Source organism: Streptomyces axinellae (assembly GCF_039532135.1).
Lineage (GTDB): Bacteria > Actinomycetota > Actinomycetes > Streptomycetales > Streptomycetaceae > Streptomyces > Streptomyces axinellae.
This window is the reverse complement of the sequence record NZ_BAAARJ010000020.1, coordinates 132,793-156,849: the sequence shown is the minus strand read 5'-3', so window position 1 is coordinate 156,849 and position 24,057 is coordinate 132,793. Positions and strand designations below refer to the sequence as shown.

Below are 24,057 nucleotides of genomic sequence, written 5' to 3'. Positions count from 1 at the left end.
ACGGCCCGGCCGGTGGTTGGCTTCCGTTCAACAGCTACGCACACGTGAATGGAGCCCGCCGTGATCATCTTCGGCACCACCAGCAAGCTGGTGCAGCTGGCCATGCTGAATCTGCTCTGCGGTTTCTGCGGCAACCCGTCCGCACACGGGCTGCGGAAACGGGTCACGAAGTTCTCCCTCTTCTTCATTCCGCTTTTCCCGATCGCACCTGCGAAGCACTCGTTGCAGTGCACCTTCTGCGGAGCCCAGAGCGAGGTGCCCAAGGAGGAGGCGGAGCGCATGCTGGCCCAGGCGCAGGCTCCGGGCGGACAGCCGGGGGCGCCGCAGGGCATGAACGGCGTCCCGCAGCAGCCGGGCTACGGCGGCAACCCGTACGCCGGGCAGCACCAGCCCCAGCAGCCCCAGCAGCAGCCGGGAAACCCGTACCAGTCCTGAAGCGGGCACACCCCAGCACGCACGACGCGGCCACGGCAAGGGGGGCCCGGCATCGCCACACGGCGATACCGGGCCCCTTCCCGATGGCGGCACCTCACGCCGCCTCCGCTCACATCGTCCGCTCACATCGCGGTCATCACATGCTTGACCCGCGTGTAGTCCTCCAGCCCGTACATCGACAAGTCCTTGCCGTAACCGGACTTCTTGAACCCGCCGTGCGGCATCTCGGCCACGAGCGGGATGTGGGTGTTGATCCACACACAGCCGAAGTCGAGCGCCTTGGACATCCGCATGGCGGTGCCGTGGTCGCTCGTCCACACGGACGAGGCCAGCGCGTAGTCGACATCGTTGGCCCAGGAGAGGGCCTGCGCCTCGTCGGTGAACTTCTGGATCGTGATCACCGGCCCGAAGACCTCGTTCTGGATGATCTCGTCGTCCTGCCGGAGCCCGGAGATGACGGTGGGAGCGTAGAAGTAGCCCTTGTCCCCGACGCGTTCGCCACCCGCCTCGACCTTGGCGTGGGCCGGGAGGCGGTCCACGAAACCGGCGACCTTCTCCAGGTGGGTGGGGTTGTTGAGCGGACCGTAGAAGCAGTCCTCGTCGCTCAGGTCTCCGGTCTTGACCTCGTCGGCGGCTTTGGCGAGCGCCGTCACGAACTGTTCGTAGACGCCCTGTTGTACGAGCACGCGGGTCGCGGCCGTGCAGTCCTGGCCGGCGTTGAAGAAGCCGGCGTCCCGGATGCCCTCGACGGCTGCCGGGATGTCCGCGTCGTCGAAGACCACGCACGGGGCCTTGCCGCCCAGCTCCAGGTGGACCCGCTTGAGGTTCCTGGCCGCGCCGCCGGCGACTTCCATGCCCGCGCGCACCGAACCGGTGATCGAGGCCATCGCGGGGGTCTTGTGCTCGACCATGAGGCGGCCGGTGTCCCGGTCGCCGCACACGACGTTGAAGACCCCCTTCGGCAAGATCTCCCCCATCACCTCGGCCAGGAAGACCGTCGAGGCCGGAGTGGTGTCGGAGGGCTTGAGGACGACCGTGTTGCCCGCGGCCAACGCCGGGGCGAACTTCCACACGGCCATCATCGCCGGATAGTTCCACGGTGCGACCTGCGCGCACACGCCGATGGGCTCGCGCCGCACAAAGGAGGTGAGGCCCTCCATGTACTCGCCCGCCGACTTTCCGTCCAGCATCCGGGCGGCACCCGCGAAGAACCTGATCTGGTCGAGCATCATCGGCAGTTCCTCCTGCCGGGTCAGCTCCAGCGGCTTGCCGCAGTTCTCGCACTCGGCGGCCAGCAGCTCGTCGGCCCGCGCCTCCAGCGCGTCGGCGATCTTGAGGATGGCCATCTGACGGGTGCCGGGGGTCGCGTCGCGCCAGGCCGGGAAGGCGGCCTCGGCGGCGGCCATCGCGGCGTCGACATCGGCGCCGCCCGACAGCGGCGCTGTGGCGTACGGCTCGCCGGCGGCCGGGTTGACCACCTTCGTCGTCCGGCCGTCAGCGGCGTCCCGGAACTCCCCGTCGATGTAGTTGCGCAGCCGACGCAGCTCGGTGGTCACTTCGCACCCCTCCTGCTCCGTTTGTCCAATAGGTGAGACTGCCAGCCTAACGGGCCGGACAACGCATTCGATATACCTGACCCACTAGAACAACGGAATCAGTTCTGATCACGTGGCATAGCTACGGATTCCGTCTCGTACGGCTTGCGGGACAGTCGATGTCTCATGCACAGTGACCCGCGTGGCTCGTGACGCGAAGAAGACGAACGGCTCCTCCCCCCTGGACGCCGTGTCCCTGGCGATCATCGAACAGCTCCAGGAGGACGGGCGGCGGCCGTACGCCGCGATCGGCAAGGCCGTGGGCCTGTCCGAGGCGGCCGTGCGGCAGCGCGTCCAGAAGCTCCAGGAGCAGGGCGTCATGCAGATCGTCGCGGTGACCGATCCGCTCACCACCGGATTGCTGCGCCAGGCGATGCTCGGCGTGCGTGTCGAGGGAGATGTCGAGCCGGTGGCGGACGCGCTCGCCGAGATCGACGAGGTGGACTACGTGGTGATCGCGGCGGGCTCCTACGACCTGCTAGTCGAAATCGTGTGCCAGGACGACGAGCACCTCCTGGAGCTGATCAACAAGCGCGTCCGGTCCCTCCCCGGCGTGCGCTCCACAGAGAGCTTCGTCTACCTCAAACTGCGCAAGCAGACCTACACGTGGGGAACGCGATACCAGCCAGTCCAGTGAGCCCGGCCAACCCAGCGAGCCCAGCGAGCCCGGCGGGCAAGGAGTGGGAGCCAGGCTGGATCCACGGCCCACCCGGCTCCGCCCGGCCACCAGATCGTTCGCGCGGGCGCGCGGTCCCGCAAGGCGGGGGTATCGGTTCCAGTGACCGATATCCCCGCCTCTCGTTTCACCCTCCAGAGGGAAATCACAGCCCTCCAGAGGGAACCACGGCGCACACTTGAGTGGAGGTGCCTCCATGGCCTCGCCGGACAACGACGTGCTCTGGGCACGCGGACTGCATTACGCCTACGACGGATCGCCCGCGCTCCAGGGCATCTCGCTCGGCATCCGGGAGGGCGAGATCCTCGCCGTCACCGGTCCACGCGGCAGCGGCAAGACGACGCTGCTGCGCTGTCTGTCCGGACAGTCGCTGCCCGGCAAGGGCGAAGTCTGGTTCAACAGCGCCCCGGTCCACACCCTGGGCCGCGCCGCCCGCGAGCGGCTACGGCTGAGCCGGTTCGGCTGGATCGACAGCAGCCCCCGCCTCATCCCCGAGCTGACCGCATGGGAGAACGTCGCCCTTCCGCTCCTCCTGCACGGCTCGGGCCACCGGGCGGCCCGCAAGGCGGCCCAGGAGTGGCTGGAGCGGCTGGATGTCGGCGACTGCGCGCGCAAGCGCCCCGTCGTACTGCGCCAGGCCCAGCGGCAGCGGGTGGCCGTGGCCCGCGCCCTGATCCACTCCCCTTCCGTGCTGTTCGCCGACGAGCCGACCGCCCCGCTCCACCAGAGCGACCGCGCCCAGGTGCTGCGGACGCTGAGCGCCGCCGCACGCTCGCACGGCATCACCGTCGTCCTGGCCACCCACGATCTGTCCTTGACCCACGCGGCACGGACGGCGGACGCGACGGGCGCCGAGCTGGCCGACCGCACCGTGGCACTGGCCGACGGGCGCCGCGTCCGCACACACACGACAGGCGGGACTTCGAACGCCGGACCGGGGGGCTCGGCAGCGTGCTCGCTCTCCGCCTGACTCTCTCGGCCCCGCCGCTCGCGCTGCTGCTCCGGATGCTGCTGCTGTGCTCCTCCGCCGGCGTGGGCCTGCTGCTCTTGACGGCGCTCGGCCACGCCCTCCAACACCCGGAGGATCCCGCGCCGTCGGTCGCCCGGCTGCTGTGGTGTCTGCTTCCGGTGATCGTCACCGCGCAGCTGTCCGCCGCGCTCTCCCGTACGGAGCCCCGGCTGGAGGCGCGCACCGGGCTCGCCTCGGCCGGGCTGGGCCCGGCAGGGCTGCCCCTGCTGGCCGCGCTCACGGCAGCGGTGCCGTGTGTGGCGGGCAGTGGCGTCGCCCTGCTGCTGGTGGCCCGCCGCAGTGGCGAGGACGACTTGGCGCTGCCCGGGGCGCTGGTCGATATCCCGCTGCCCGGGCTGCCGCTTCCGGTGCCCGCGAGCATGACGCTGCTCAGTGCCGTGCCCCTGGTGGCGGCCGGAGCGGCGGCCTGGGCGGCGTGGCCGCGCGCCTCCGGAGTGACGGCCGGCGCACCGGATGCCGCGCCTTTTGGCACGTCCACCGGCGCGGCATCCCGGGAACGGCTCGACAGGCGCGGGGCGCCGGTGCGGTCGGGGCTGCTCTGGGGTGGGGCACTCACCGTGTCAGGGCTGCTGCTCGCCGCCTTCTCCGCGAGCGGGCCGGCCGGCCTCGCCGCCAAGTCTCCTGGGAGCGTGAGGCATCCCGTGCGGGCCGAGGATCTGATGGCCTCGCCGGTGCCCGCCGGCTGGACGCTGGCGGCGTTCGGCCTGGTGCTGGTGGGGCCCGCTCTGGTGGCGCTCGGGGGGCGCCTGCTGGCCTTCGGACTGCCGGGTCCCGTACGGCTGCTGGCGGGCCGGGCGCTGGTGAACGAGGCTCCCTACCTCGGACGGCCGCTGGGCGGGCTGGCGGTGGCCGCCGCCGCTGTGGTGGTCTTCGCCCGTATCCGGGGCGAGGGCGGCGCAGCGGCGGCGGCACGCCTTCCCGGTCCGCTGGCGGGGCTGGCGGTCGCGCTGACGGCGTGCTGTGTGGTGGGTACGGTGCTGGCCGCGCTGGCCCGCTCCCGGCACACCCGGCTGCCCGCGCTGCGGGTACTGGACCGGCTCGGTGCCGCCCGCCGGGTGCGGCGCCGGGTGACGCTCGCGCGGATGGCGGTTCTGACGGCGGTCTTCGTGCTGCTGGTCTGGGGCGCCGGAGTGCTGGCCGCGCTGCCCTTGTCCTGAGACGGCGTGCTTCCTTGAGGGACCGGGCCTCCTGGTGCCCAGCGACCTCAGCAGCCCTGACAGCCCAGGCGGCCCCGACAGTCCCGACCGTCCCGTTGGCCCCGGCAGCCCCGTCGGCCCCAGCAGCCCCGTCGATGGAACTCTGCCCGCATACCTAAAGCGCGCGACCCCGGGCGTCAGCGGTTTTTGCGTATACCTAGGTGTCCGGTCACCGATGACCGGGCACCGCGCGCACGACCACCCTGTACACACCATCGGACCGATGTGTGTGCGGAGGCGTAATGGTGATGACAGGCATCTTCGACCGCGAGGACGGGCGTGCGCGGCACGCCTCCCCCGAACTGATCGGACGGGGCTGGGAGTCCGCGAGACTGGACAGCTTGTTGGAGCGGTCCCGTCTGGTGACGGTCGTCGGCCTGGGCGGCGTCGGGAAGAGCGCCCTGGCGGCGGACGCGGTCGAGCGGGTGGGCCGTACCGGCACCACGGTGGTGGCCGTCGATATGGCGGGCTTCAACGGTGTCGAACAGGTCTTCCACGCCGTCGGCCGCTCGTCCTCGGAGGCCCTGCTCCTCGTCGACAACTGCGACCGTCTGCCGGGTCCTGCGGCGGCGGCCCTCAGTCGGCTGCTGGAGGCCCGCCCGGGGCTGCGGGTGCTGATCACCTCGCGGCGCAGGCTCGGCGCCGCGGACGAGACAGTGCTGCCACTGGCCCCGATGCAGCTCAACGACGCGGTCAGTCTGCTGGAGCTGCGGGCCCGGCAGTTGGGCACGCCGCTGCCCGACAACGAGGAAGCACGGGTGACGGCGGGCCGGATCTGTCTGCGGCTGGACTGTCTGCCGCTGGCGCTCGGCCTGGCGGCGGGACGGCTGCCCGACCGGGGGCCGCGCGAGTTGCTGGCGCGGCTCTCGGAGCGGGGCGGCCCGCTCGGCCTCTCGGGGGTGGGCACCGACATTCCCGGCCGGCACCGTACGCTGCGGCACTGCCACGGGTGGAGCCACGAGTTGTGTGTCGCCCAGGAGCGGCTGCTGTGGGCCCGGCTGAGCGCCTTCGGCGGCACCTTCACCCGCACCGCCGCCGAACGGGTGTGTGAGGACGAGCAGTTGTCGCGTCCCGAAATCGCGACGGCCGTGGACGGGCTCGTGGGCCAGGGGCTGCTGGAACACGTCAACGAGCGCCCCGAGCTGCTCAGGATGCCGCGCACCGTCCAGGACTACGGGGCCGAGTGGCTGACCCGGCTGGGCGAGGAGACCCGGCTGCTGGAGCGCGTCCTGATGTGGTCACGCGGCCTGCTGTGAGCCACCCAGCGCCACCACCTCGCGCGGATCGAAGACGACCCCCACCTCCTCGCCTTCTCGCGGCGCCTCCCGCAGCGTGCACGCGGCCTCCAGCGGCGGCCCGTCACCGGGGCGCAGCAGGGCCGTGACCACCGAGGCGTCGCCGCCCCGGAATGTACGGGCCGCCACGGTGCAGCGCAGGCCCTCGCCGGGAGCGCGCAGCAGCACCCCGCTCGGCCGTATGAGAAGCCGGGCCCGGCCCTCGGGGGTGTCTTCGGGGACGGCGAGAGTGCCCCAGACGGTCTCGGCGGTGCCGCCTCGCACCGTCGCCTCGGTGATGTTGTCGAAGCCGAGGAAGCGTGCCACGAACTCCGAGGCGGGCCGCAGCCACACCTCCAGCGGGCTGCCCGCCTGTGCGATGCGCCCTTCCTCCATGACCACGACCCGGTCGGCGAGCGCGAAGGCTTCCCCGTGGTCATGGGTGACGGCCAGCGCGGTGGTGCCCAGCCGGTGGAAGAGCGCACGCAGTTCGACGACCAGCCGCTCGCGCAGACCCCGGTCGAGCTGTCCCAGCGGCTCGTCCAGCATCAGCAGCCGGGGGCGCGGGGCGAGCGCGCGGGCGAGCGCGACCCGCTGCTGCTCACCGCCCGACAGCTGCGTGACGGCCCGCTGCCCGGCGCCCGGCAGTCCCACGAGATCCAGCAGTCCGGCCACCTGACGCGCCGTCTCTTCCTTGCCCGTGCGGTGCATGCGCGGGCCGAAGGCGACATTGCCCGCCACATCCCGCTGCGGGAACAGCTGGTGGTCCTGGAACATCAGCCCGACACCGCGCTTGTGCGGGGGCACTCCGGTCTGGTCCCGGCCCGAGAGCAGCACCCGGCCCGTATCGGTCCGCTGGAGTCCGGCGACCACCCGCAAGAGGGTGGATTTGCCGCTGCCGCTCGGTCCCAGCACGCACACGGTCTCGTGTTCGGCCACCTGAAGGTCCACGGCATCCAGCGCCGTCCGTTCGCCGAACCGTACGGTCACATCCTCCAGTCGCAGCATCACAACTCTCCCTGGCCTTCGGTGCGTACGCGCTCCAGCGCGAGCAGGACACCCGCGCAAACGAGCATCAAGATGGTGCTCAGAGCCATCGCCTGCCCGTAGTTGGTCTCTCCCGCGCGGCCCAGCATCCGGGCGATCGCCACGGGCAGGGTCGGCGCGTCGGGCCGCGCGATGAAGACGGTGGCGCCGAACTCGCCCAGCGAGACAGCGAAGGCGAACCCGGCGGCGACCAGCAGCGCGCGCCGCACCAGCGGGAAGTCCACCTCCCGCCATGCCCGCAGCGGCGAGGCACCCAGCACTGCGGCGGCCTCGCGCAGCCGTACATCCACGGCACGCAGCACCGGGAGCATGGTCCGGATGACGAAGGGCACGCCGACCAGGGCCTGTGCCAGCGGCACCAGGATCCAGGACGAGCGCAGGTCGAGGGGCGGCTCGTCCAGGGCGATGAGGAAGCCGAAGCCGACGGTGACGGCGGAGGTACCCAGCGGCAGCATCAGCAGCGCGTCGAAGCCGCGTACGAGTCGCCCCGCGCGCCTGGTCAGCGCCGCAGCCGCCAGCCCGCCCACCACCAGCGCGAGGACGCTCGCCACGGCGGCGTAGGCGAGGGAGTTGCCCAGCGCTTCGATGGGCGCGACGACGAACGTCGCGCTGTCGGGCTGTGCCCCCAGCGCGCGGAAGAAGGTGAGCCCGTACCCGCCGGGCCCGTCGAAGGCCCGCTCGATCAGCACGGCCAGGGGGACGACGACCAGGAGCGCGATCACGCCCAGCACCGACCACAGCGCCGCCCACTGGCCCGCGCCGGACGGCCGCCGCGCCGTCCGCTCGGCGGGGACGAGGTGCAGCGCCGTCTCCCGCTTGCGCAGCGACCAGGCGTGCACGGCCAGCAGCGCGGCGACGGCGACGAACTGGATGAGCGTCAGCACCGCCGCCGTCGGCAGGTCCAGCAAGGTGGCGGTCCGGCGGTAGATCTCCACCTCCAGCGTGGCGAAGCGGGGCCCGCCCAGCACCTGGATGACGCCGAAGCTGGTGAAGGTGAACAGGAAAACGATCAGTGCGGCGGCGCCCAGCGAGGGGGCCAGCGCGGGCAGGGTGACCCGCCGCCAGGCGGCGAGCCGGCCGGCGCCCAGGACCCGGGCCGCCTCCTCCTGGCGCGGGTCGAGTTGCGACCAGAAGCCCCCGACGGTGCGTACGACCACCGCGTAGTTGAAGAAGACGTGCGCCAGCAAGATGGCCCACACGCTGGTGTCCAGCCGCAGCCCGAACCACTCGTCGAGCGCTCCCCCGCGCCCGGCAAGGGCCAGGAAAGCGGAGCCCACCACGACGGTCGGCAGCACGAACGGGACCGTGACCAGGGCACGCAACAGCCGCTTGCCGGGGAAGTCCAGCCTGGCGAAGACGTAGGCGGCCGGCAGCGCCAGCGCCAGGGTGAGCGCCGTGGAGGCCGCCGCCTGCCAGAGGGTGAACCACAGCACCTGGAGGATGTCGGGGTCGCCCAGCACCTCCGCGATGCGCCCGAAGTGCCACTGCCCGTCCTCGCGCAGCCCCCGGCCGACGATGGCGATGACCGGATACCCGAAGAAAACGGCGAAGAACGCTGTCGGCACCACCATGAGCCCCAGCCGGGCCCAGGTCCCGCGCTCCAGCCATCCGGTGCGCCTTCCGGCGCGTGCCTCGTGGCCGGAGCGGGACCGGGCGGAGCGGATCCCGCCGGACGGGAGCGGGAGAGCCGGACCTCCCGGGTCGGAGCCACCAGGGGCTTCGGGGGCGTCAGAGCCACCCGGGGTACCGAGGGCATCCGAGGCGTCGGCTACTTCACGACGAGCGAGGTCCACGTCTTGATCCACTGTTCACGGTTCTCGGCGATCGTCTTCGGTGCCACGGCCGCGGGGCTGTCGGAATGACCGATGCGCTCGCCGTACTTGGTGAACAGCTTCGGCAGCCGGGCGTCCGCACGCGCCGGGCGGACGAACATCTTCAGCGGCAGATCCTCCTGAAACCTCTTGCTCAGCAGGAAATCCAGCAGCGCCTTGCCGCCCTTGGCGTTCCGCGCGCCCTTGAGCAACCCGGCGTACTCGGTCTGCCGGAAGCAGGTGCCCTTCGCGATGCCGGTCGGCGCCCGGGCGGGCTCCGGCTTGGTGCCCAGCACCTCGACGGGCGGGCTGGAGGCGTAGGAGACGACAAGCGGCCGGTCGCCCTTGCCCTTGCCGCCGCGTGAGCCGCTGAAGCGGTCGTTGTACGCCTGCTCCCAACTGTCCACGACCTCGACCCCGTTGCCGCGCAGCTTCTTCCAGTAGTCCTGCCAGCCCTTGCCGCCGTATTCACCGACGGTGGCCAGCAAAAAGGCGAGGCCGGGTGAGGAATTGGCGGCATCCTCGGTGACCAGGAGGTTCTTGTAGCGGGGCTTGGCCAGGTCGGCCAGGGTCCGCGGCGGGCTGAGCTTCTTGTGGGCGAACCACTCGCGGTCGTAGTTCACGCACACATCGCCGGTGTCGATGGGGGTGACCCGGTGCTTGCCCTGGTCGGCCCGGAGCCCGGCGGGCACCGCTGCCAGGTCCTTGGCCTTGTACGGCTGGAAGACACCTTCGTTCAGCGGCCGGGACAGCAGCGTGTTGTCCACGCCGAACAGGACGTCCCCTTGGGGGTTGTCCTTGTTGAGCACGGCCTGGTTGACGGTGGCCCCGGCGTCCCCGCCGCGCATGACCTTGACCTTGTATCCGGTGCGCTCGGTGAAGTCCTTGAGTACGGACTTGGAGGCGGCGAAGGAGTCGTGGGTGACGAGGGTGACGGTCTTGGGGTCGCCGCCGCTTCCGGAGCCGCCGCATGCGGTGGCGAGCAGAGCGAGGGTGACGACGGCTGTGGTGGCGGCAGCGGCGCGGCGCGCGTGCTTGTTCATGGTGTGCATCGACTTCCTACCCGGCATGACCCGGGCGAGGTTCGAGGGTCTGCGGCGCGTACGGGACGCACGGCCGCACTCTCAGCGCCAGTGGCGCTCCCCTGTCGGCTGTTCGGTTGTCGGCCGCCCACAGACGGCCCGTTCGAACACTACCAGCCGGGTTTCACCGCTCCGTCGCGGCGAGCTGCCCGCACGCTCCGTCGATCTCCTGACCCCGGGTATCCCGTACGGTCACCGGCACACCGTGCGAGGCGAGGGTGCGCACGAACTCCGCCTCGTCCTCCGGCCGCGAGGCGGTCCACTTGGAGCCGGGGGTGGGGTTGAGTGGGATGAGGTTGACGTGCACGCGCTTGCCCTTGAGGAGCCGGCCGAGCAGATCGGCGCGCCACGCCTGGTCGTTGATGTCCCTGATCAGCGCGTACTCGATGGAGACCCGGCGACCGGACTTGGCCGCGTACTCCCATGCCGCGTCCAGGACCTCGCGGACCTTCCAGCGCGTGTTGACGGGCACCAGGGTGTCGCGCAGTTCGTCGTCGGGGGCGTGCAGCGAGACCGCCAGTCGGCATGTGAAGCCCTCGTCGGCGAAGCGCAGCATCGCGGGCACCAGGCCCACGGTCGAGACGGTGATCCCCCGCTGGGAGAGCCCGAGACCGTCCGGCTCGGGGTCGGTCAGCCGCCGGATCGCACCGATGACGCGCTTGTAGTTGGCCAGCGGCTCGCCCATGCCCATGAAGACGATGTTGGACAGCCGGGAGGGGCCGCCGGGGACCTCGCCGTCGCGCAGCGCGCGCATCCCGTCGACGATCTGGTGCACGATCTCGGCGGTGGACAGGTTCCGGTCGAGGCCGGCCTGGCCCGTCGCGCAGAACGGGCAGTTCATGCCACAGCCGGCCTGCGAGCTGATGCACATGGTGACCCGGCCCGGGTAGCGCATCAGGACGGACTCGACGAGCGTGCCGTCGTGCAGCCGCCAGAGCGTCTTGCGCGTCGCGTCGTCGTCACAGCTGATGTGCCGCACCACGCTCATCAGCTCGGGCAGCAGCTCGGCGGCGAGCTTCTCACGGGCGGCGGCGGGAATGTCCGTCCACTGCTGCGGGCTGTGCTCGAACCGGGAGAAGTAGTGCTGGGACAGCTGCCGGGCGCGGAAGGGCTTCTCCCCCGCCGCCGCGACGGCCTCCCGCCGCTCCCCAGGACTGAGGTCGGCGAGGTGGCGCGGGGGCCGCTTGGCTCCGCGGGGCGCCACGAAAGTGAGTTCGCCTGGTGCGGGCGGTGCCATGGGACAAGCTCCTACGTCGGGGCATCCCCGACGGGCGGGGACGGGGGTGGGCGGGCCCGCGCCGGGAAACTCACCGGATCGCTCCGCCGTGGGCGGGATCAGAGATCGCGGGTTCGGACGCCTGCGGGCCTTCCCCAGCGTACCCGTTGCCGTCAGCTACGAGCCGACGAAGATCACGTACAGCAGCCACACCACCGGCGCCGTCGGCAGCAGCGAGTCCAGACGGTCCATGATGCCGCCGTGGCCGGGCAGCAGCGTGCCCATGTCCTTGATCCCCAAATCCCGCTTCATCATGGATTCGCCCAGGTCACCCAGAGTGGCGCTGGTCGCGACAGCGAGCCCCAGCAGCAGTCCCTGCCACCAGACGCCGTCCTCGATCATGAACTGGGTGCACAGGGCCCCGGCAGCCATGGCGAACGTCACCGCACCGACCAGGCCCTCCCGGGTCTTGCCGGGGCTGATCCGGGGAGCCAGCTTGTGCCGCCCGAAGCGCCAGCCCACGGCGTAGGCGCCCGTGTCGCTGACGACGGTGAGGATCAAGAAGGTCAGCACCCGCAGCGGCCCGTCGTCGGCCGCCAGCATGAGCGCCACGAAGGTGGCGAGGAAGGGCACATAGAAAGCGGCGAACAGGCCCGCCGTCACATCCCGCAGATAGTCGGCGGGAGGCTCGGTCATCCGCCACACGAGCACCGCGAGGGAGGTGAGCGCCATCGCGACCCACGCCCCCTCAGCTCCCCGCACATAGCCGGCGACCACCATGGCCGCCCCGCCCACCGCCAGGGGCACCAGCGGGGCGCTGATGCCCTTGCGCTCGTTCAGCCGGGAGGTCAGCTCCCACAGGCCCACCACGACGGCGACCACGATGACGCCGATGAAGACGGGCTTGTAGAGGAAGAGCGAGGCCACCACGAGCACGCCCAGGCCGAGCCCGACACCTATGGCGGCGCGCAGGTCACGGCCGGCGCGCTTCTTGCCCTGCCCAGCGGCGGGCGCCGGGGCGGACGAGGAGGCGCCGGCGGCCGGCCCCTGCTCGGGCTGCCGAGGTGGCGGGCCGGGGTCACCCGCGGAACCCGCGGCACCGGTGCCCTGCGGACGGCGGCCGTTCCGGTCGCCGTCCTCGTCACCTGGGTCGGACACAATGGGCATACGCCGAGTCTGCGACGCTTCGCCGTCCACGTCGTGCGCTGGAGCGGTCACGTCGTAAGCGGACACCCCCACGTCGCCCGGCCGGGGCAGCGCCCCCGGCGCGGTGGGCCCCGGATCGGGAGGGCCCCAGTAGCCCGCACCCGCGCCCGGTTGCGGCACTCCCCAGGATGAGTCGTTCACAGATAGCAGCCTTCGACCTCGGACCGTAGACAGGGGATCTCAGACTTCGAGCAGCTCGGACTCCTTGTGCTTGAGCAGCTCGTCCACCTGCGCGACGTACTTCGCGGTGGTGTCCTCCAGGTCCTTCTCGCCCCTGCGGCCCTCGTCCTCACCGACGTCGCCGTCCTTGATGGCCTTGTCCAGGGATTCCTTGGCCTTGCGGCGGATGCTGCGGATGGAGACCTTGGCATCCTCGCCCTTGGTCTTGGCGACCTTGATGTACTCCCTGCGGCGCTCCTCGGTCAGCTCCGGGAACGTCACCCGGATGATGCTGCCGTCGTTGGAGGGGTTGACGCCCAGGTCCGAGTCGCGGATGGCCTGTTCGATGTTGCGCAGCGAACTCTTGTCGAACGGGGTCACCACGGCCATCCGGGGTTCGGGAACCGAGAACGACGCGAGCTGGTTGATGGGCGTCATCGTGCCGTAGTACTCGGCCACGATCTTGTTGAACATCGCCGGGTGCGCACGGCCGGTGCGGATGGCCGCGAAGTCCTCCTTGGCGACGACGACCGCCTTCTCCATCTTTTCCTCGGCTTCGAGGAGGGTCTCTTCGATCACCACGTGCTCCTGGTTCGATGAATGAGCCTGACTGCTTCATCCGGGGCTGTGCCACTTCCCCCTCGGGGCCGCATCCCGGAAGTTCCGAAAGACCCGCCCCTGGAGCCGCCCCGGCCCCCGCAATGCCCTGATTCCTGCACGGTGTCCGACCGGCAGGCTGTTGTCCATCCCCGTACCGTGCCGTTCGTACGCCACGGTGTTGCCGCAGGCACCCGTCTCATGACGCGCCCGCCACGGCCCCTGCCCGGCGGCCGGTCAGTCGCGGGTGCCCTGATTGCTCACGAGGGTGCCGATCTTCTCACCCTTGACCGCACGCGCGATATTGCCTTCGGCGAGCAGTTCGAAGACGAGGATCGGCAGTTTGTTGTCCCGACAGAGCGTGATCGCCGTCATGTCGGCGACCTTGAGGTCGCGGGTGATGACCTCGCCGTACTCCAGCGCGTCGAACTTGACCGCCGCTGAGTTGTGCGCGGGGTCGGAGTCATAGACACCATCGACGCCGTTCTTGCCCATCAGCATCAGTTCGGCGTTGATCTCCAGCGCACGCTGCGCGGCCGTGGTGTCGGTGGAGAAGTACGGCATGCCCATGCCGGCGCCGAAGATCACGACACGGCCCTTCTCCAGGTGGCGGATGGCGCGCAGCGGAATGTAGGGCTCGGCGACCTGTCCCATGGTGATGGCGGTCTGAACGCGCGAGTCGATGCCTTCCTTCTCCAGGAAATCCTGGAGCGCCAGGCAGTTCATGACCGTACCCAGCATGCCCATGTAGTCCGAGCGGGCCCGGTCCATGCCGCGCTGCTGCAACTCGGCACCGCGGAAGAAGTTGCCGCCGCCGATCACCACGGCGATCTCGGCACCGTCACGGACGACGGAGGCGATCTCCCTCGCCACCTTGTGCACGACGTCGGGGTCGACACCGAGTCCTCCGCCGCCGGAGAACGCCTCGCCGGAGAGCTTCAGCAAGAAGCGCCTGCTGCGGTCGCTGTCTTTGTCGGTGTCATTGCTCATGGAGATCTCCTCGTGCACATACGAAAGAGGCCACTGCCGTCGGACCCTCGCGGTTCCCTGTGCGGCAATGGCCTCCTCGTCACAACTGCCCTGTGCCCGACCTTATCGGGCCCGTGCCGGTTCCGTGCGCCCTGCGCAATCCGCTCCGCGCGCGGACGGGCGGAACCGGCCTTCGGCGCCAGGGTGCGGCTGTCAGGCGCCGACGCGGAAGCGCGCGAAACGCTTCAGCGAGACGCCGGCCTCGTCCAGGACCTTCTGGACGGACTTCTTGTTGTCCTTGGCGAAGGGCTGGTCGAGCAGGGTGTTCTCCTTGAAGAACCCGTTGACCCGACCCTCGACGATCTTGGCCAGGGCCTGCTCCGGCTTGCCCTCCTCGCGCGCGGTCTCCTCGGCGATGCGGCGCTCGTTGGCGACCGTCTCCTCCGGGATCTCCTCGCGGGTGAGGAACTTCGGCGCGAACGCGGCGATGTGCTGCGCGACGTCCTTGGTGATCTCGGCGTCGGCCTTGTCCAGCTCGACCAGCACGCCGACCTGCGGGGGCAGGTCCGGGCTGGTGCGGTGCAGGTAGCAGCCGACGTAGGCGCCGGAGAACTGCGCGAAGCGGTCCAGGACGATCTTCTCGCCAAGGGTGGCGTTGGCCTCGTCCACGTACGCCTGGACGGTCTTGCCGGCCTCGATCTCGGAGGCGAGCAGCGCGTCGATGTCGGCGGGAGAGGTGGCCTCGATGTGCGCGACGATGGCCTCGGCGACGGCGATGAACTTCTCGCCCTTGGCGACGAAGTCCGTCTCGCACTTCAGCTCGACCAGCACACCGGCGGAGTTGTCGTCGGCGATACGGGCGATGACCGCGCCGTTCTCAGCCGTACGGCTCTCGCGCTTGGCGACGCCCTTCTGGCCCTTGACGCGCAGGATCTCTACTGCCTTGTCGACGTTGCCCTCGGCCTCGTCCAGCGCCTTCTTGCAGTCCATCATGCCGGCGCCGGTCAGCTCCCGGAGCTTCTTGACGTCGGCGGCGGAGTAGTTCGCCATGGTCTGTGAATCTCTTCTCGAATAAGTCGATGAGGATGGATCGGCCCACCGCGGATCAGGGGCGTTCCACGGCTGTACGGCGGGGGCGCCCGGCCCCCGCCGTATCACCGCGAATCAGCGGAACCCATGTGACCCGCCGGGCCGTGGATCAGCCCTGCTCGGTGGCGGGCTGCTCGGCCTGCTCGGCCTCGGCGGCCTGCGGGGTCTCCGGAGAGGACTGGACCTCGGCCGTGGCGGCGGTCTCGTCCTTGGCCTCGGCTGCCTCGACGGGCTTCTCGGCCTCGGCGGCCTTCTCGCCCTCCAGCAGGTCGCGCTCCCACTCGGCGAGCGGCTCGCCCGCGGCCTTCTCGCCCTTGCCCTCGCCGGAGCCGCCGGACGAACGGGCGATGAGGCCCTCGGCGACAGCGTCGGCGATCACGCGGGTGAGCAGGGTGACGGAGCGGATCGCGTCGTCGTTGCCCGGGATCTTGTAGTCGACCTCGTCCGGGTCGCAGTTGGTGTCGAGGATCGCGACCACCGGGATGTTGAGCTTCCGCGCCTCACCGACGGCGATGTGCTCCTTCTTGGTGTCCACGATCCAGACGGCGCTGGGCACCTTCTGCATCTCGCGGATACCGCCGAGGGTCTTCTCCAGCTTGGCCTTCTCGCGGGAGAGGACCAGCAGCTCCTTCTTGGTGAGACCGGAGGCGGCCACATCCTCGAAGTCGATCTGCTCCAGCTCCTTGAGGCGCTGGAGGCGCTTGTAGACCGTCGAGAAGTTGGTCAGCATGCCGCCGAGCCAGCGCTGGTTCACGTAGGGCATGCCAACGCGGGTGGCCTGCTCGGCGATGGCCTCCTGGGCCTGCTTCTTGGTGCCGACGAACATGATGGAGCCGCCGTGCGCGACGGTCTCCTTGACGAACTCGTAGGCGCGGTCGATGTACGACAGCGACTGGAGCAGGTCGATGATGTAAATGCCGTTGCGCTCAGTGAAGATGAAGCGCTTCATCTTCGGGTTCCAGCGGCGGGTCTGGTGCCCGAAGTGGACGCCGCTCTCCAGCAGCTCCCGCATCGTGACGACGGCCATGGCCGTTCTCCTTGAGGTACTCGGTTGTCATCAGCGAGGGCCGGGATGGCCTCCGCTTGCCTGACGCCCCTGTCGCGCCGCCCTGGAACTACCGACTGGCGGACGTTCCTGGGACCGAGATGCACGGCCACCGGGTGAGGGTGGCGGGGCGTGCGAAGTCAGCCCGGTCACCCGGGCCGCACAAGCAGTGTACGGGACCCACGAGGGGGCCCGCGCCGGATGGGGAAACGGGAACCCAGTAGGTGCGGAGGGACTCCGGAAGCCGCAGAGAAGAGCGGGGAATTTTGCCCCGATCTCCACTGCTTTGATCCAGCACTCCGAGCCTCTGTCACTCACTCCGCTCCCCGGACGGGTGACGACTTTATCCACATCTCCCTGGCCATCCACAGATTCTCACCATGATCCAAAGGGCCCGGGAATGTGCGTCAGGGTCGCCGCATGAGACAACGCGGGCCCCGCAGCGGGGCGAGCACGGCGCGTACGACGAGCGAGCCGAGCGGGCGCCGCCCGGCGGCACACCCGCGGGCGGCGACAGGAGCGTGGACCCTGGCCCTGGCCGGGACCTTGGTGACGGGGCCGACAGCGGGGCTGGTGGCGGGGCTCGCATGGGTGGTCGCGGCAGCGGTCACGTGTGTGCTCGTGATCGCGGGGGCGGTCACGCATTCGTTCGCGGACGAAGTCGCCCCAGCGCGCTCAGGGAGTGCCGCCTGGCCGTGGGCCCCGCACACCGCTGCCCCCTCGCGGGAAGCGGCTCTCCCGGCACACCAGCATCCCGGCCCCGTCCCTTCCCCCGCACGGGCCGCCCGTGCGGGATCACGGGCGCAATCGGGCGCGCACACACAGTCGCTGGCACGGACACCCGTGAAGGCCCGGACAGGGACAGGAACGCGGGCGCGGGCGGGGGCCTCCGGCGGGAGAGCCTGGCCGGTGTCGGGGCCCGGGGGTGCGCTGCGGCCCTTGGTGCCGCGCGGCTGGGACCCGCCTCCGGAGCCGTGGGCCGCAGGGCATCGCGGTGTGGATCTGGCGGCCGAACCGCGGCAGCCGGTGCGGGCCGCCGCAAGTGGAAGGGTGTCCTTCGCGGGCAAGGTCGCCGGGCGCGGGGTGGTCTCCATCGAACTGTCGGGGACGGGCCGCCCGCCGCTGCGCACGACGTACGAACCGGTGCGGCCCTCGGTGCGCAAAGGAGACCGGGTGACGGCCGGCGAACAGGTCGGCAGCGTCACCCGGGGCCGCCACTGCCCTGTCACCTGCCTGCACTGGGGCCTGCTGCGGGGCGACCGCTACCTCGACCCGCTCTCCTTGCTGCCTCCCGGCCTGCTCGGCGGCGGCTCACGCCTCCTGCCCGTCACCGGAGTGCCGGTACCCGGCCGCCGCACAAGCCCGCACGGGTCCCCCGGAACAGCGGGCGCCACCGCACAGCTCACCCCGACGCGTCACGCCGTATCGGCGGACCCTCCCGACGGTGGCCTCGCGGAACTCTTCGCCGCGCTGGCCCTGGTGGTGTGCGCGCTGTGGGCGCACCGACGGCTGCACGGCGGGGCGGCGAATGCGTGGCTGCGGAAAGCACCGACGGCACAAGGGCAGCCACAGGAGGTCCGCGACGTCAGCCCCGGACGCCATTCAGCGCCATCGAGACGGCTGCCTCGGCGATCTGCTGCGGGTCCTCCGCGGCGCCCAGTTCGATGCGGCGCACACCGGCGTCCACGACACCTTGCAGCAGCATGGCCACCAGTCGGGGCTGCTCATGGCCGAGGTCTCCGAGCGCCTCGACGACCATGGAGATCAACCCCCCGTGGGCGGCACGGATACGTTCGCGGGCGCCGGCGTCGAGCTCGCCGGCCGAGATCGCGACAACGGCGCGGTGTCGTCGGTCGCCGACCAGCGTGAGCTGCTGGCGCACATACGCCTCGATCTTGCCCGCGGGGCTGCCTGCCTGAGCCATCGCGGATTCCACCTCGGCCGCCCAAACGGGAAAGTCGACGGCGCACAGCTCCTCGACAACCGCGGCGCGGGAGCGGAAGTACTCATAGACGGAGGAGCGCGCGAGGCCCGTGTGCTGGGCGAGGGCGGGGAAGGTCAGCGCTTCCGTTCCCCCCTCGGACAGCAGTGACCTCGCGGCGTCCAGCAAGGCCGCGCGCTGCATGGTCCGGTGCTCGGCCACGGAGGCCGCTCGAATCCTGGGCACGCTTCTAGCTTACGGACAGGAGGTCGAGGCTCACACGGGTAGGGCCGGGGCAATGAGGAACGACCGTTCATCAGACGCTGAATGATCGGTTCATCAGGTTCTGGGTTCGCCGGATCAGCGTCCGAGGTCGGCGAGCTTGGCGCGGAGCTGAAGGACGGACTTGGTGTGGATCTGGCTGACCCTGCTCTCGGTCACCCCCAGCACCTGGCCGATCTCGGCGAGCGTCAGCCCTTCGTAGTAGTAGAGGGTGACCACGGTCTTCTCCCGATCGGGCAGGGTGTTGATGGCGCGCGCGAGGAGTCTGCGCAGCTCACGGTCCTCGGCCACCTCGACTGGATTGTCGGCGGCCGTATCCTCCAGCGTGTCCATGAGGCTGAGCCGGTCACCGCCGTCGCCGCCCACGTGCAGCAGTTCTTCGAGGGCGACCACGTTCGCGAGGGACAACTGGCTGAAGACGCCGTGCAGTTCCTCTATGGCGATGCCCATTTCGGAGGCCACCTCGGACTCGGAGGGGCTTCGGCGGAGCTTGGCCTCCAAGGTGGCGTAGGCGCGCTCGACCGCGCGGGCCTTTTGCCGCACGGAGCGGGGAATCCAGTCCAGCGCCCGCAGCTCGTCGATCATCGCGCCCCGGATGCGGGTGATGGCATAGGTCTCGAACTTGATGGAGCGCTCGGGGTCGAACTTCTCGATCGCGTCGATCAGTCCGAAGATCCCGGAGGAGACGAAGTCGGCCTGCTCGACATTGGAGGGCAGACCGACACTGACCCTTCCCGCGACGTACTTGACCAGCGGCGAATAGTGCAGGATCAGCTGCTCGCGGAGCCTGCTGTCGGCCGTGTCCTTGTACGACCGCCAGAGTTCCTCCAGCGAGCTGGGCGCAGTCCTGGGCGCGCCGTCGTCGACCACGGTGGGCGCCACCGCGGCGGCCGTGCGGTCGGGCCCGGAGATGTGCTGAGGCATGCGTCGCCTTGAGCCGTTCTGCTGGGTGGGGGTGGTCTGTTGATGTGCGGAGCCGTGCGTCTCATCGAGAGATGGTGTGAGCGTAGCGTGACGAACAAGTTGCAGGGAGCGACGAATTGTTCGTTCTCGTGAGTGCGGTCGTATTCCTTTCGGCTGTGACTCACCGCTCGCCGGCAAGGCCGCGGGGCGGGTGACCGCGTGCGGGGCGGGAGTGGCGCATCGCGCGGGGCACTCCGCGGCCCGGCACGCGCACATGGCTCAGCTTTTCACCCGATAGCCCCAGGTCAAGGACCGGCTCTTCACCCGATGGAGTGCCCATCCCCTGCTCGGACCAACTGCCAGCGCTCGCCGACCCGTTCGACGAAGCCGAGAGCCCGCAGCTCATGGAGCCGGGCCAGCGTGACATCCGCCGGCATGCCCGCGGACCGGGCGATACGCGCCAGATCACACGCGCCACGCCCTGGCACCGCCTCCAGCACACCGCCCGCGCCCACGCTCAACGCGTCGCGCGGGACGGCCGGTCCGCGCCGCTCCGGCGCCAGCTCGCCCATCATCCCGACCAGTTCGATCACCTCGTCGGCGTCGGTGACCACCGTGGCCTCGCCCCGCAGGAGTTCGTGCACCCCTTGCGAGAGCCCGGAGGTGACCGGCCCCGGCAGCCCCATCACATGCCGGCCCAGCCCCAGGGCACGCCGCGCGGTGACCAGAGCGCCGCTGCGCAAAGCCGCCTCGATGACAACGGTGCCCCGCGACAACGCGGCGATGACCCGGTTGCGCAGCACGAACCTGCTGCGGGTCGGATGGGCGCCGGGTGGCAGCTCCGCGACCAGCAGGCCACGGTCGCCCAGCAGCCTGATCAGCTCCTGATGCCCCCGCGGGTAGGCGACATCCACGCCGCAGGCCAGCACACCGACGGTGGGTCCCCGGACCGCCAAGGCTCCCCGGTGCGCGCCCGCGTCGATTCCATAGGCGGCACCGGAGACCACCGTCCAGCCCCGCTCGGCGAGCCCGGCGCCCAGCAGCGAAGCACAATGGGCGCCGTACTCCGTGCAGGCTCGGGAGCCGACCACCGCCACCGAGCGCAGGGCCCATACGCGCAGCGACGCCGAGCCCCGGACCCACAGGCCGAAGGGCCTGCCCGTGCCCAAGTCGTCCAACTGCCGCGGCCATTCCGTGTCTCCCGGGCAGACGAACCGCCCGCCCAGCGCCTCGATCGCCGCGAGGTCCGCATGAGGCCGTGCCTCCTCGGCCCGCAGCCGCAGCCCCTCCCAGCGCTGTTCTCCAGCACCCTTCCACGGTGGCCGCGCCTCGGTCAGCGCGGCCACGACCTCCTGCGGTGTGTGGCTGGTGAGCCAGCCGCCCACCAGAGCGTCTCCGGGCTCGGCGATCCGGCTGAGCACGGCACGGGCCAGCCGCTCGGGGTCATCGGGTGGGCCGACAGCAGGGGAGGTCCGGGAGATGACATCAAGCGGGCGGGTTCCCGCTTCCGCCTGGCAAGAGGAAACAGAGGTGAGGGGGGAGGCAGCGGAGAGGGAGGAGGAAGGGCCTGAAGAGGCGGAGGAGGGAACGGAGCGAGAGGCGGCCCCTCCCCCAGGGGGCGGCATCACCGCGTCGGTGCCGCTCGCGGAGCCCGCCTTCCCGCCGGAGCCCCGGGCGCGTGCCGGACCGCGCGCCGTCACGCGAACCGCCCTGGCACGAGTGGGCTGCTGCGCCGAATCCCGGTGCGCAGCTCCAGCGCGAAGTTGACATCGTCACGCGAGGGCCTGGCATGCCCCGCCAGATCGGCGACGGTCCAGGCCACCCTGGCCACCCGGTCGAGCCCGCGCGCCGTCAGCAGGCCACGGTCCAGATCCGCCTCGGCCTCCCCCAGCGCTCCGGGCTCCACCGGATGACGGGTGCGCAACTCGTGGCCGGGCACCTCGCTGTTGGTCTTCCACGGTGTGCCCGTATAACGGGCGGCTGCCCGCTCCCTGGCTTCCCATACCCGGGCGGCGACCACGGCGCTGGACTCCCCGCTGCCGCACACGGCCGCCAGCTCCGAGCGGGCCAGCGGTTCCACGGTGACGCGCAGATCCACCCGGTCCAGTAGCGGGCCCGACAGCCGCGCGCGGTAGCGGCGTACCGAGGCAGGGTTGCATTCGCACTCGCCGCCGACGACGCTGTGCCGCCCGCACGGGCAGGGATTGGCGGCCAGAACCAGCAAGAACCGGGCCGGCATCCGCATCATCCCGGCAGCCCGCGCCACGACGACATGGCCGGACTCCAGGGGCTGCCGCATGGCATCCAGCACCCTCGGACCGCACTCGGCCGCTTCGTCCAGAAAGAGCACTCCGTTGTGCGCCAGGGACACGGCTCCGGGGCGCGGCAACCCTGTTCCGCCGCCTACCAGGGACGCCATCGTGGCCGAGTGATGCGGGGCGCAGTAGGGCGGCCTGACGATGAGTGGCTGGCCGGGCGGGAGCGCACCAGCGACCGAGTGGACGGCCGTGACCTCCAGGGACTCCTTGCGGTTGAGCGGCGGAAGCAGCCCGGGGAGGCGCTCGGCCAGCATCGTCTTGCCCGCGCCGGGCGGCCCCTTGAAGAAGACGTGGTGCCGGCCCGCTGCCGCGATCTCCAGAGCGCGGCGGGCACGCTCTTGTCCCACCACGTCGGCCAGGTCCACAGGCCGCTCCTCCGACAGGAGCCCGGTCAGCCCCGGTGTTCCCGGAAGCAGCCCGGTGAGACCGGCGAGCCCCGGATCGGGCAGACCGTCCTCCCGGTGCCCCGTGTCCTCGGGGACGGGCTCGTCCGTCAGTACGGCGATGAGCTGGCGCAGGCTGCGCACTCCCACCACCGAGACATCGGGCACCAGCGCGGCCTCCGCCGCCGTCTGTTCGGGCACGACCACCTGGCGGTACCCGGCCTCCGCCGCGGCCAACACCGCCGGAAGCACGCCGCGTACCGGCAGTACGCGGCCGTCCAGGCCCAGTTCACCGATCATCATCAAACCGGCGATCTCCCGGGGGTCGATACGCTCGGCGGCGGCGAGTACCGCGCAGGCCACAGCGATGTCGAAGCCACTCCCGCCCTTGGGCACGGCGGCGGGGCTCAGACCCACGGTGAGCTTCTTCTGCGGCCAGGCGACGCCGGAGTTGACCACGGCCGCGCGCACGCGGTCCCGGCTCTCGGTGAGACTCTTGTCGGGCAGGCCGACGAGGGTGAAGGCCGCGACTCCCGGCTCCAGATCGGCCTGGACCTCGACCAGGACCCCTTCGACCCCGACGAGCGCCACCGCACAGGTGCGGGCGAACCCCATCAGCCCACCCCTCGTACGTGCTGGAGGACAGGCGCGCCCCGGCCGGGCAGCACAACGCCCACCAGGTCGATCCGCACCCCGCCGACGGGCGGATATCCATAACGGGGGATCCAGCGCTCGGTCAGCCAGCGTGCGGCCAGCCGGCGCAGCCGCGCCGTCTTGGAGGCGGGCAGTGCGTCCATCGGATGCTGGAAGGGGATGGCCCTGCGCGTTTTGACCTCGCAGATCACCAGCGCGTCCGCTTCCCGCGCGATCAGGTCGATCTCACCCTCGGCACAGCGCCAATTGCGCTCAAGGATCATCATTCCTGCCTCGCGCAGCCTGCGAGCCGCGAGGTCTTCCCCGTACCGCCCCAGCGCTCCCCGCGCCCCGGTCCGCACCTGCACCGATGCCCGTGTCCGAGCCTGCGCCCGCGCTCCAGCTTCCCGCCCGGCTGCCGCGCCGGGCCGGCAGGTCCCGGTCGGCGTCCCGCCCGGCCGGGCTCCGGGCGACGTCCCGCTCCCGGCCCCCGCTTCGACGGCCGAACCGGGCTGTGCCGACTGCCGCTTGCGCGTGCTTCCTGTGCTCCGCGCGTTCTTCGTGGTCATACGAACCACCTCCGGACACCGACTGTGGCGGCACCGGAGGCGGCTTAGGGATCTTGGTCTTTTTCTGGGGACAACTCAGCGATTGTGGAAAACTCCGTCACCCTCACGAGCGGCAGCCGACGGACCGCCGACAGACCGCGAGCCCCTGCCGCAGCCATCGCGGCAGGCAAGCCGACAGACCGACAAACGGCCAGGGCAGCGGGTCAGCAAACCACTGGGCCAAAGGACCGACGGGCCGACAGACCGACAAAGCCCCAGGCCCCTGGTCCAAGCCGGCCTCAGCCCTTGAAGCCCGAATCCTCGGGAAGGTCCAGCTCGCTCTTGTTGAGCTCCTCAATGTTCACATCCTTGAATGTGAGCACTCGGACCTGTTTGACGAATCTGGCCGGCCTGTACATGTCCCAGACCCACGCATCCGCCATCGAGACCTCGAAGAAGACCTCGCCCTGTACCGAGTGGACCTGCATCTCATAATCGTTGGTGAGATAGAAACGCCGGTCAGTCTCGATCACGTATTTGAACAGACCGACGACATCCCTGTACTCCCTGTAGAGCTTCAGCTCCATCTCGGTCTCGTACTTTTCGAGGTCCTCGGCGCTCATGGCATGTTCCCCTTCAGCC

General features: G+C 70.7%; 21 protein-coding genes and 1 pseudogene. 6 read left to right on the top strand and 16 right to left on the bottom strand.

Translation table 11 applies throughout. The annotated features are described in order from the left end of the window. Positions 1-60 precede the first annotated feature (60 nt). Positions 61-435, top strand: coding sequence for a zinc ribbon domain-containing protein (locus ABD339_RS27045; protein WP_344569578.1), 375 nt, complete (start codon positions 61-63; stop codon positions 433-435). 122 nt (positions 436-557) lie between these two features. Here ABD339_RS27045 and ABD339_RS27040 read toward each other — a convergent pair whose 3' ends face one another. Next, positions 558-1,991 (bottom strand): gamma-aminobutyraldehyde dehydrogenase, encoded by a 1,434-nt coding sequence (locus ABD339_RS27040; RefSeq protein WP_344569537.1) that lies wholly within the window; start codon positions 1,989-1,991, stop codon positions 558-560. 172 nt (positions 1,992-2,163) lie between these two features. Between ABD339_RS27040 and ABD339_RS27035 the strand changes: the two genes are divergently transcribed. The 4 genes from ABD339_RS27035 (at position 2,164) to ABD339_RS27020 (ending at position 6,188) form a co-directional block, all read left to right on the top strand. After that, the gene (locus tag ABD339_RS27035) at positions 2,164-2,667 is read left to right on the top strand and encodes an Lrp/AsnC family transcriptional regulator (protein WP_344569535.1); all 504 of its coding nucleotides are present in this window, start codon (positions 2,164-2,166) and stop codon (positions 2,665-2,667) included. Between the two features lie 235 nt (positions 2,668-2,902). Then, a complete protein-coding gene (locus ABD339_RS27030) occupies positions 2,903-3,676 on the top strand; it encodes an ABC transporter ATP-binding protein (RefSeq protein WP_344569533.1) in 774 nt (257 codons plus the stop codon). Further along, on the top strand, positions 3,658-4,893 hold the full coding sequence (locus ABD339_RS27025) for a hypothetical protein (RefSeq protein ID WP_344569531.1): 1,236 nt from the start codon (positions 3,658-3,660) through the stop codon (positions 4,891-4,893). The genes ABD339_RS27030 and ABD339_RS27025 overlap by 19 nt, the downstream gene beginning before the upstream one ends. A gap of 281 nt (positions 4,894-5,174) precedes the next feature. Continuing rightward, complete coding sequence (locus tag ABD339_RS27020; protein ID WP_344569529.1) at positions 5,175-6,188, top strand: hypothetical protein; 1,014 nt, start codon at positions 5,175-5,177, stop codon at positions 6,186-6,188. On the opposite strand, the gene ABD339_RS27015 is transcribed toward ABD339_RS27020, so the two are convergent. From ABD339_RS27015 to rpsB, 9 genes are all read right to left on the bottom strand, one after another. Continuing rightward, on the bottom strand, positions 6,171-7,214 hold the full coding sequence (locus tag ABD339_RS27015) for an ABC transporter ATP-binding protein (RefSeq protein WP_344569527.1): 1,044 nt from the start codon (positions 7,212-7,214) through the stop codon (positions 6,171-6,173). The two genes, ABD339_RS27020 and ABD339_RS27015, sit on opposite strands and share 18 nt — an antisense overlap. Next, positions 7,214-8,824 (bottom strand): ABC transporter permease, encoded by a 1,611-nt coding sequence (locus tag ABD339_RS27010; protein WP_344569525.1) that lies wholly within the window; start codon positions 8,822-8,824, stop codon positions 7,214-7,216. The genes ABD339_RS27015 and ABD339_RS27010 overlap by 1 nt, the downstream gene beginning before the upstream one ends. A gap of 197 nt (positions 8,825-9,021) precedes the next feature. Next, positions 9,022-10,107 (bottom strand): thiamine ABC transporter substrate-binding protein, encoded by a 1,086-nt coding sequence (locus tag ABD339_RS27005; RefSeq protein ID WP_344569576.1) that lies wholly within the window; start codon positions 10,105-10,107, stop codon positions 9,022-9,024. A gap of 163 nt (positions 10,108-10,270) precedes the next feature. Continuing rightward, positions 10,271-11,383 (bottom strand): dual-specificity RNA methyltransferase RlmN, encoded by a 1,113-nt coding sequence (gene rlmN, locus ABD339_RS27000; RefSeq protein ID WP_344569521.1) that lies wholly within the window; start codon positions 11,381-11,383, stop codon positions 10,271-10,273. A gap of 156 nt (positions 11,384-11,539) precedes the next feature. Next, the gene (locus ABD339_RS26995) at positions 11,540-12,709 is read right to left on the bottom strand and encodes a phosphatidate cytidylyltransferase (RefSeq protein WP_344569519.1); all 1,170 of its coding nucleotides are present in this window, start codon (positions 12,707-12,709) and stop codon (positions 11,540-11,542) included. A 39-nt stretch (positions 12,710-12,748) separates the two neighbouring features. Continuing rightward, positions 12,749-13,306 carry a ribosome recycling factor gene (gene frr / locus ABD339_RS26990; RefSeq protein WP_344569517.1) on the bottom strand — a complete coding sequence of 186 codons (558 nt, stop codon included), beginning with the start codon at positions 13,304-13,306 and terminating at the stop codon, positions 12,749-12,751. Between the two features lie 255 nt (positions 13,307-13,561). Continuing rightward, on the bottom strand, positions 13,562-14,314 hold the full coding sequence (gene pyrH / locus ABD339_RS26985) for a UMP kinase (RefSeq protein WP_344569515.1): 753 nt from the start codon (positions 14,312-14,314) through the stop codon (positions 13,562-13,564). 192 nt (positions 14,315-14,506) lie between these two features. Next, entirely contained in the window at positions 14,507-15,343 is an 837-nt protein-coding gene (tsf, locus tag ABD339_RS26980) for a translation elongation factor Ts (protein ID WP_344569513.1), read from the bottom strand. A 148-nt stretch (positions 15,344-15,491) separates the two neighbouring features. Further along, complete coding sequence (gene rpsB / locus ABD339_RS26975) at positions 15,492-16,409, bottom strand: 30S ribosomal protein S2 (RefSeq protein ID WP_344569510.1); 918 nt, start codon at positions 16,407-16,409, stop codon at positions 15,492-15,494. 438 nt (positions 16,410-16,847) lie between these two features. Here rpsB and ABD339_RS33885 point away from each other — a divergent pair. Further along, a pseudogene (locus ABD339_RS33885) lies at positions 16,848-17,642 on the top strand (peptidoglycan DD-metalloendopeptidase family protein); the annotation flags it as partial. A 370-nt stretch (positions 17,643-18,012) separates the two neighbouring features. On the opposite strand, the gene ABD339_RS26965 reads toward ABD339_RS33885, so the two are convergent. The 6 genes from ABD339_RS26965 to ABD339_RS26940 all read right to left on the bottom strand — a co-directional run bounded on the left by ABD339_RS26965 (position 18,013) and on the right by ABD339_RS26940 (position 24,038). Further along, on the bottom strand, positions 18,013-18,570 hold the full coding sequence (locus ABD339_RS26965; RefSeq protein WP_344569574.1) for a TetR/AcrR family transcriptional regulator: 558 nt from the start codon (positions 18,568-18,570) through the stop codon (positions 18,013-18,015). Positions 18,571-18,708: 138 nt separating this feature from the next. Further along, positions 18,709-19,554: an RNA polymerase sigma factor WhiG gene (gene whiG, locus ABD339_RS26960; protein WP_344569508.1), complete on the bottom strand. Its 846-nt coding sequence runs from the start codon at positions 19,552-19,554 to the stop codon at positions 18,709-18,711. Between the two features lie 299 nt (positions 19,555-19,853). Then, positions 19,854-21,158, bottom strand: a complete 1,305-nt coding sequence (dprA, locus tag ABD339_RS26955) for a DNA-processing protein DprA (protein ID WP_425576109.1) — start codon at positions 21,156-21,158, stop codon at positions 19,854-19,856. 71 nt (positions 21,159-21,229) lie between these two features. Beyond that, complete coding sequence (locus ABD339_RS26950) at positions 21,230-22,849, bottom strand: YifB family Mg chelatase-like AAA ATPase (RefSeq protein ID WP_344569506.1); 1,620 nt, start codon at positions 22,847-22,849, stop codon at positions 21,230-21,232. Continuing rightward, positions 22,849-23,235, bottom strand: a complete 387-nt coding sequence (locus tag ABD339_RS26945) for a YraN family protein (RefSeq protein WP_344569504.1) — start codon at positions 23,233-23,235, stop codon at positions 22,849-22,851. Before ABD339_RS26945 ends, ABD339_RS26950 begins: the two co-directional genes overlap by 1 nt. 479 nt (positions 23,236-23,714) lie before the next feature. Continuing rightward, entirely contained in the window at positions 23,715-24,038 is a 324-nt protein-coding gene (locus ABD339_RS26940) for a DUF2469 domain-containing protein (protein WP_027735391.1), read from the bottom strand. Between the last annotated feature and the right edge of the window lie 19 nt (positions 24,039-24,057).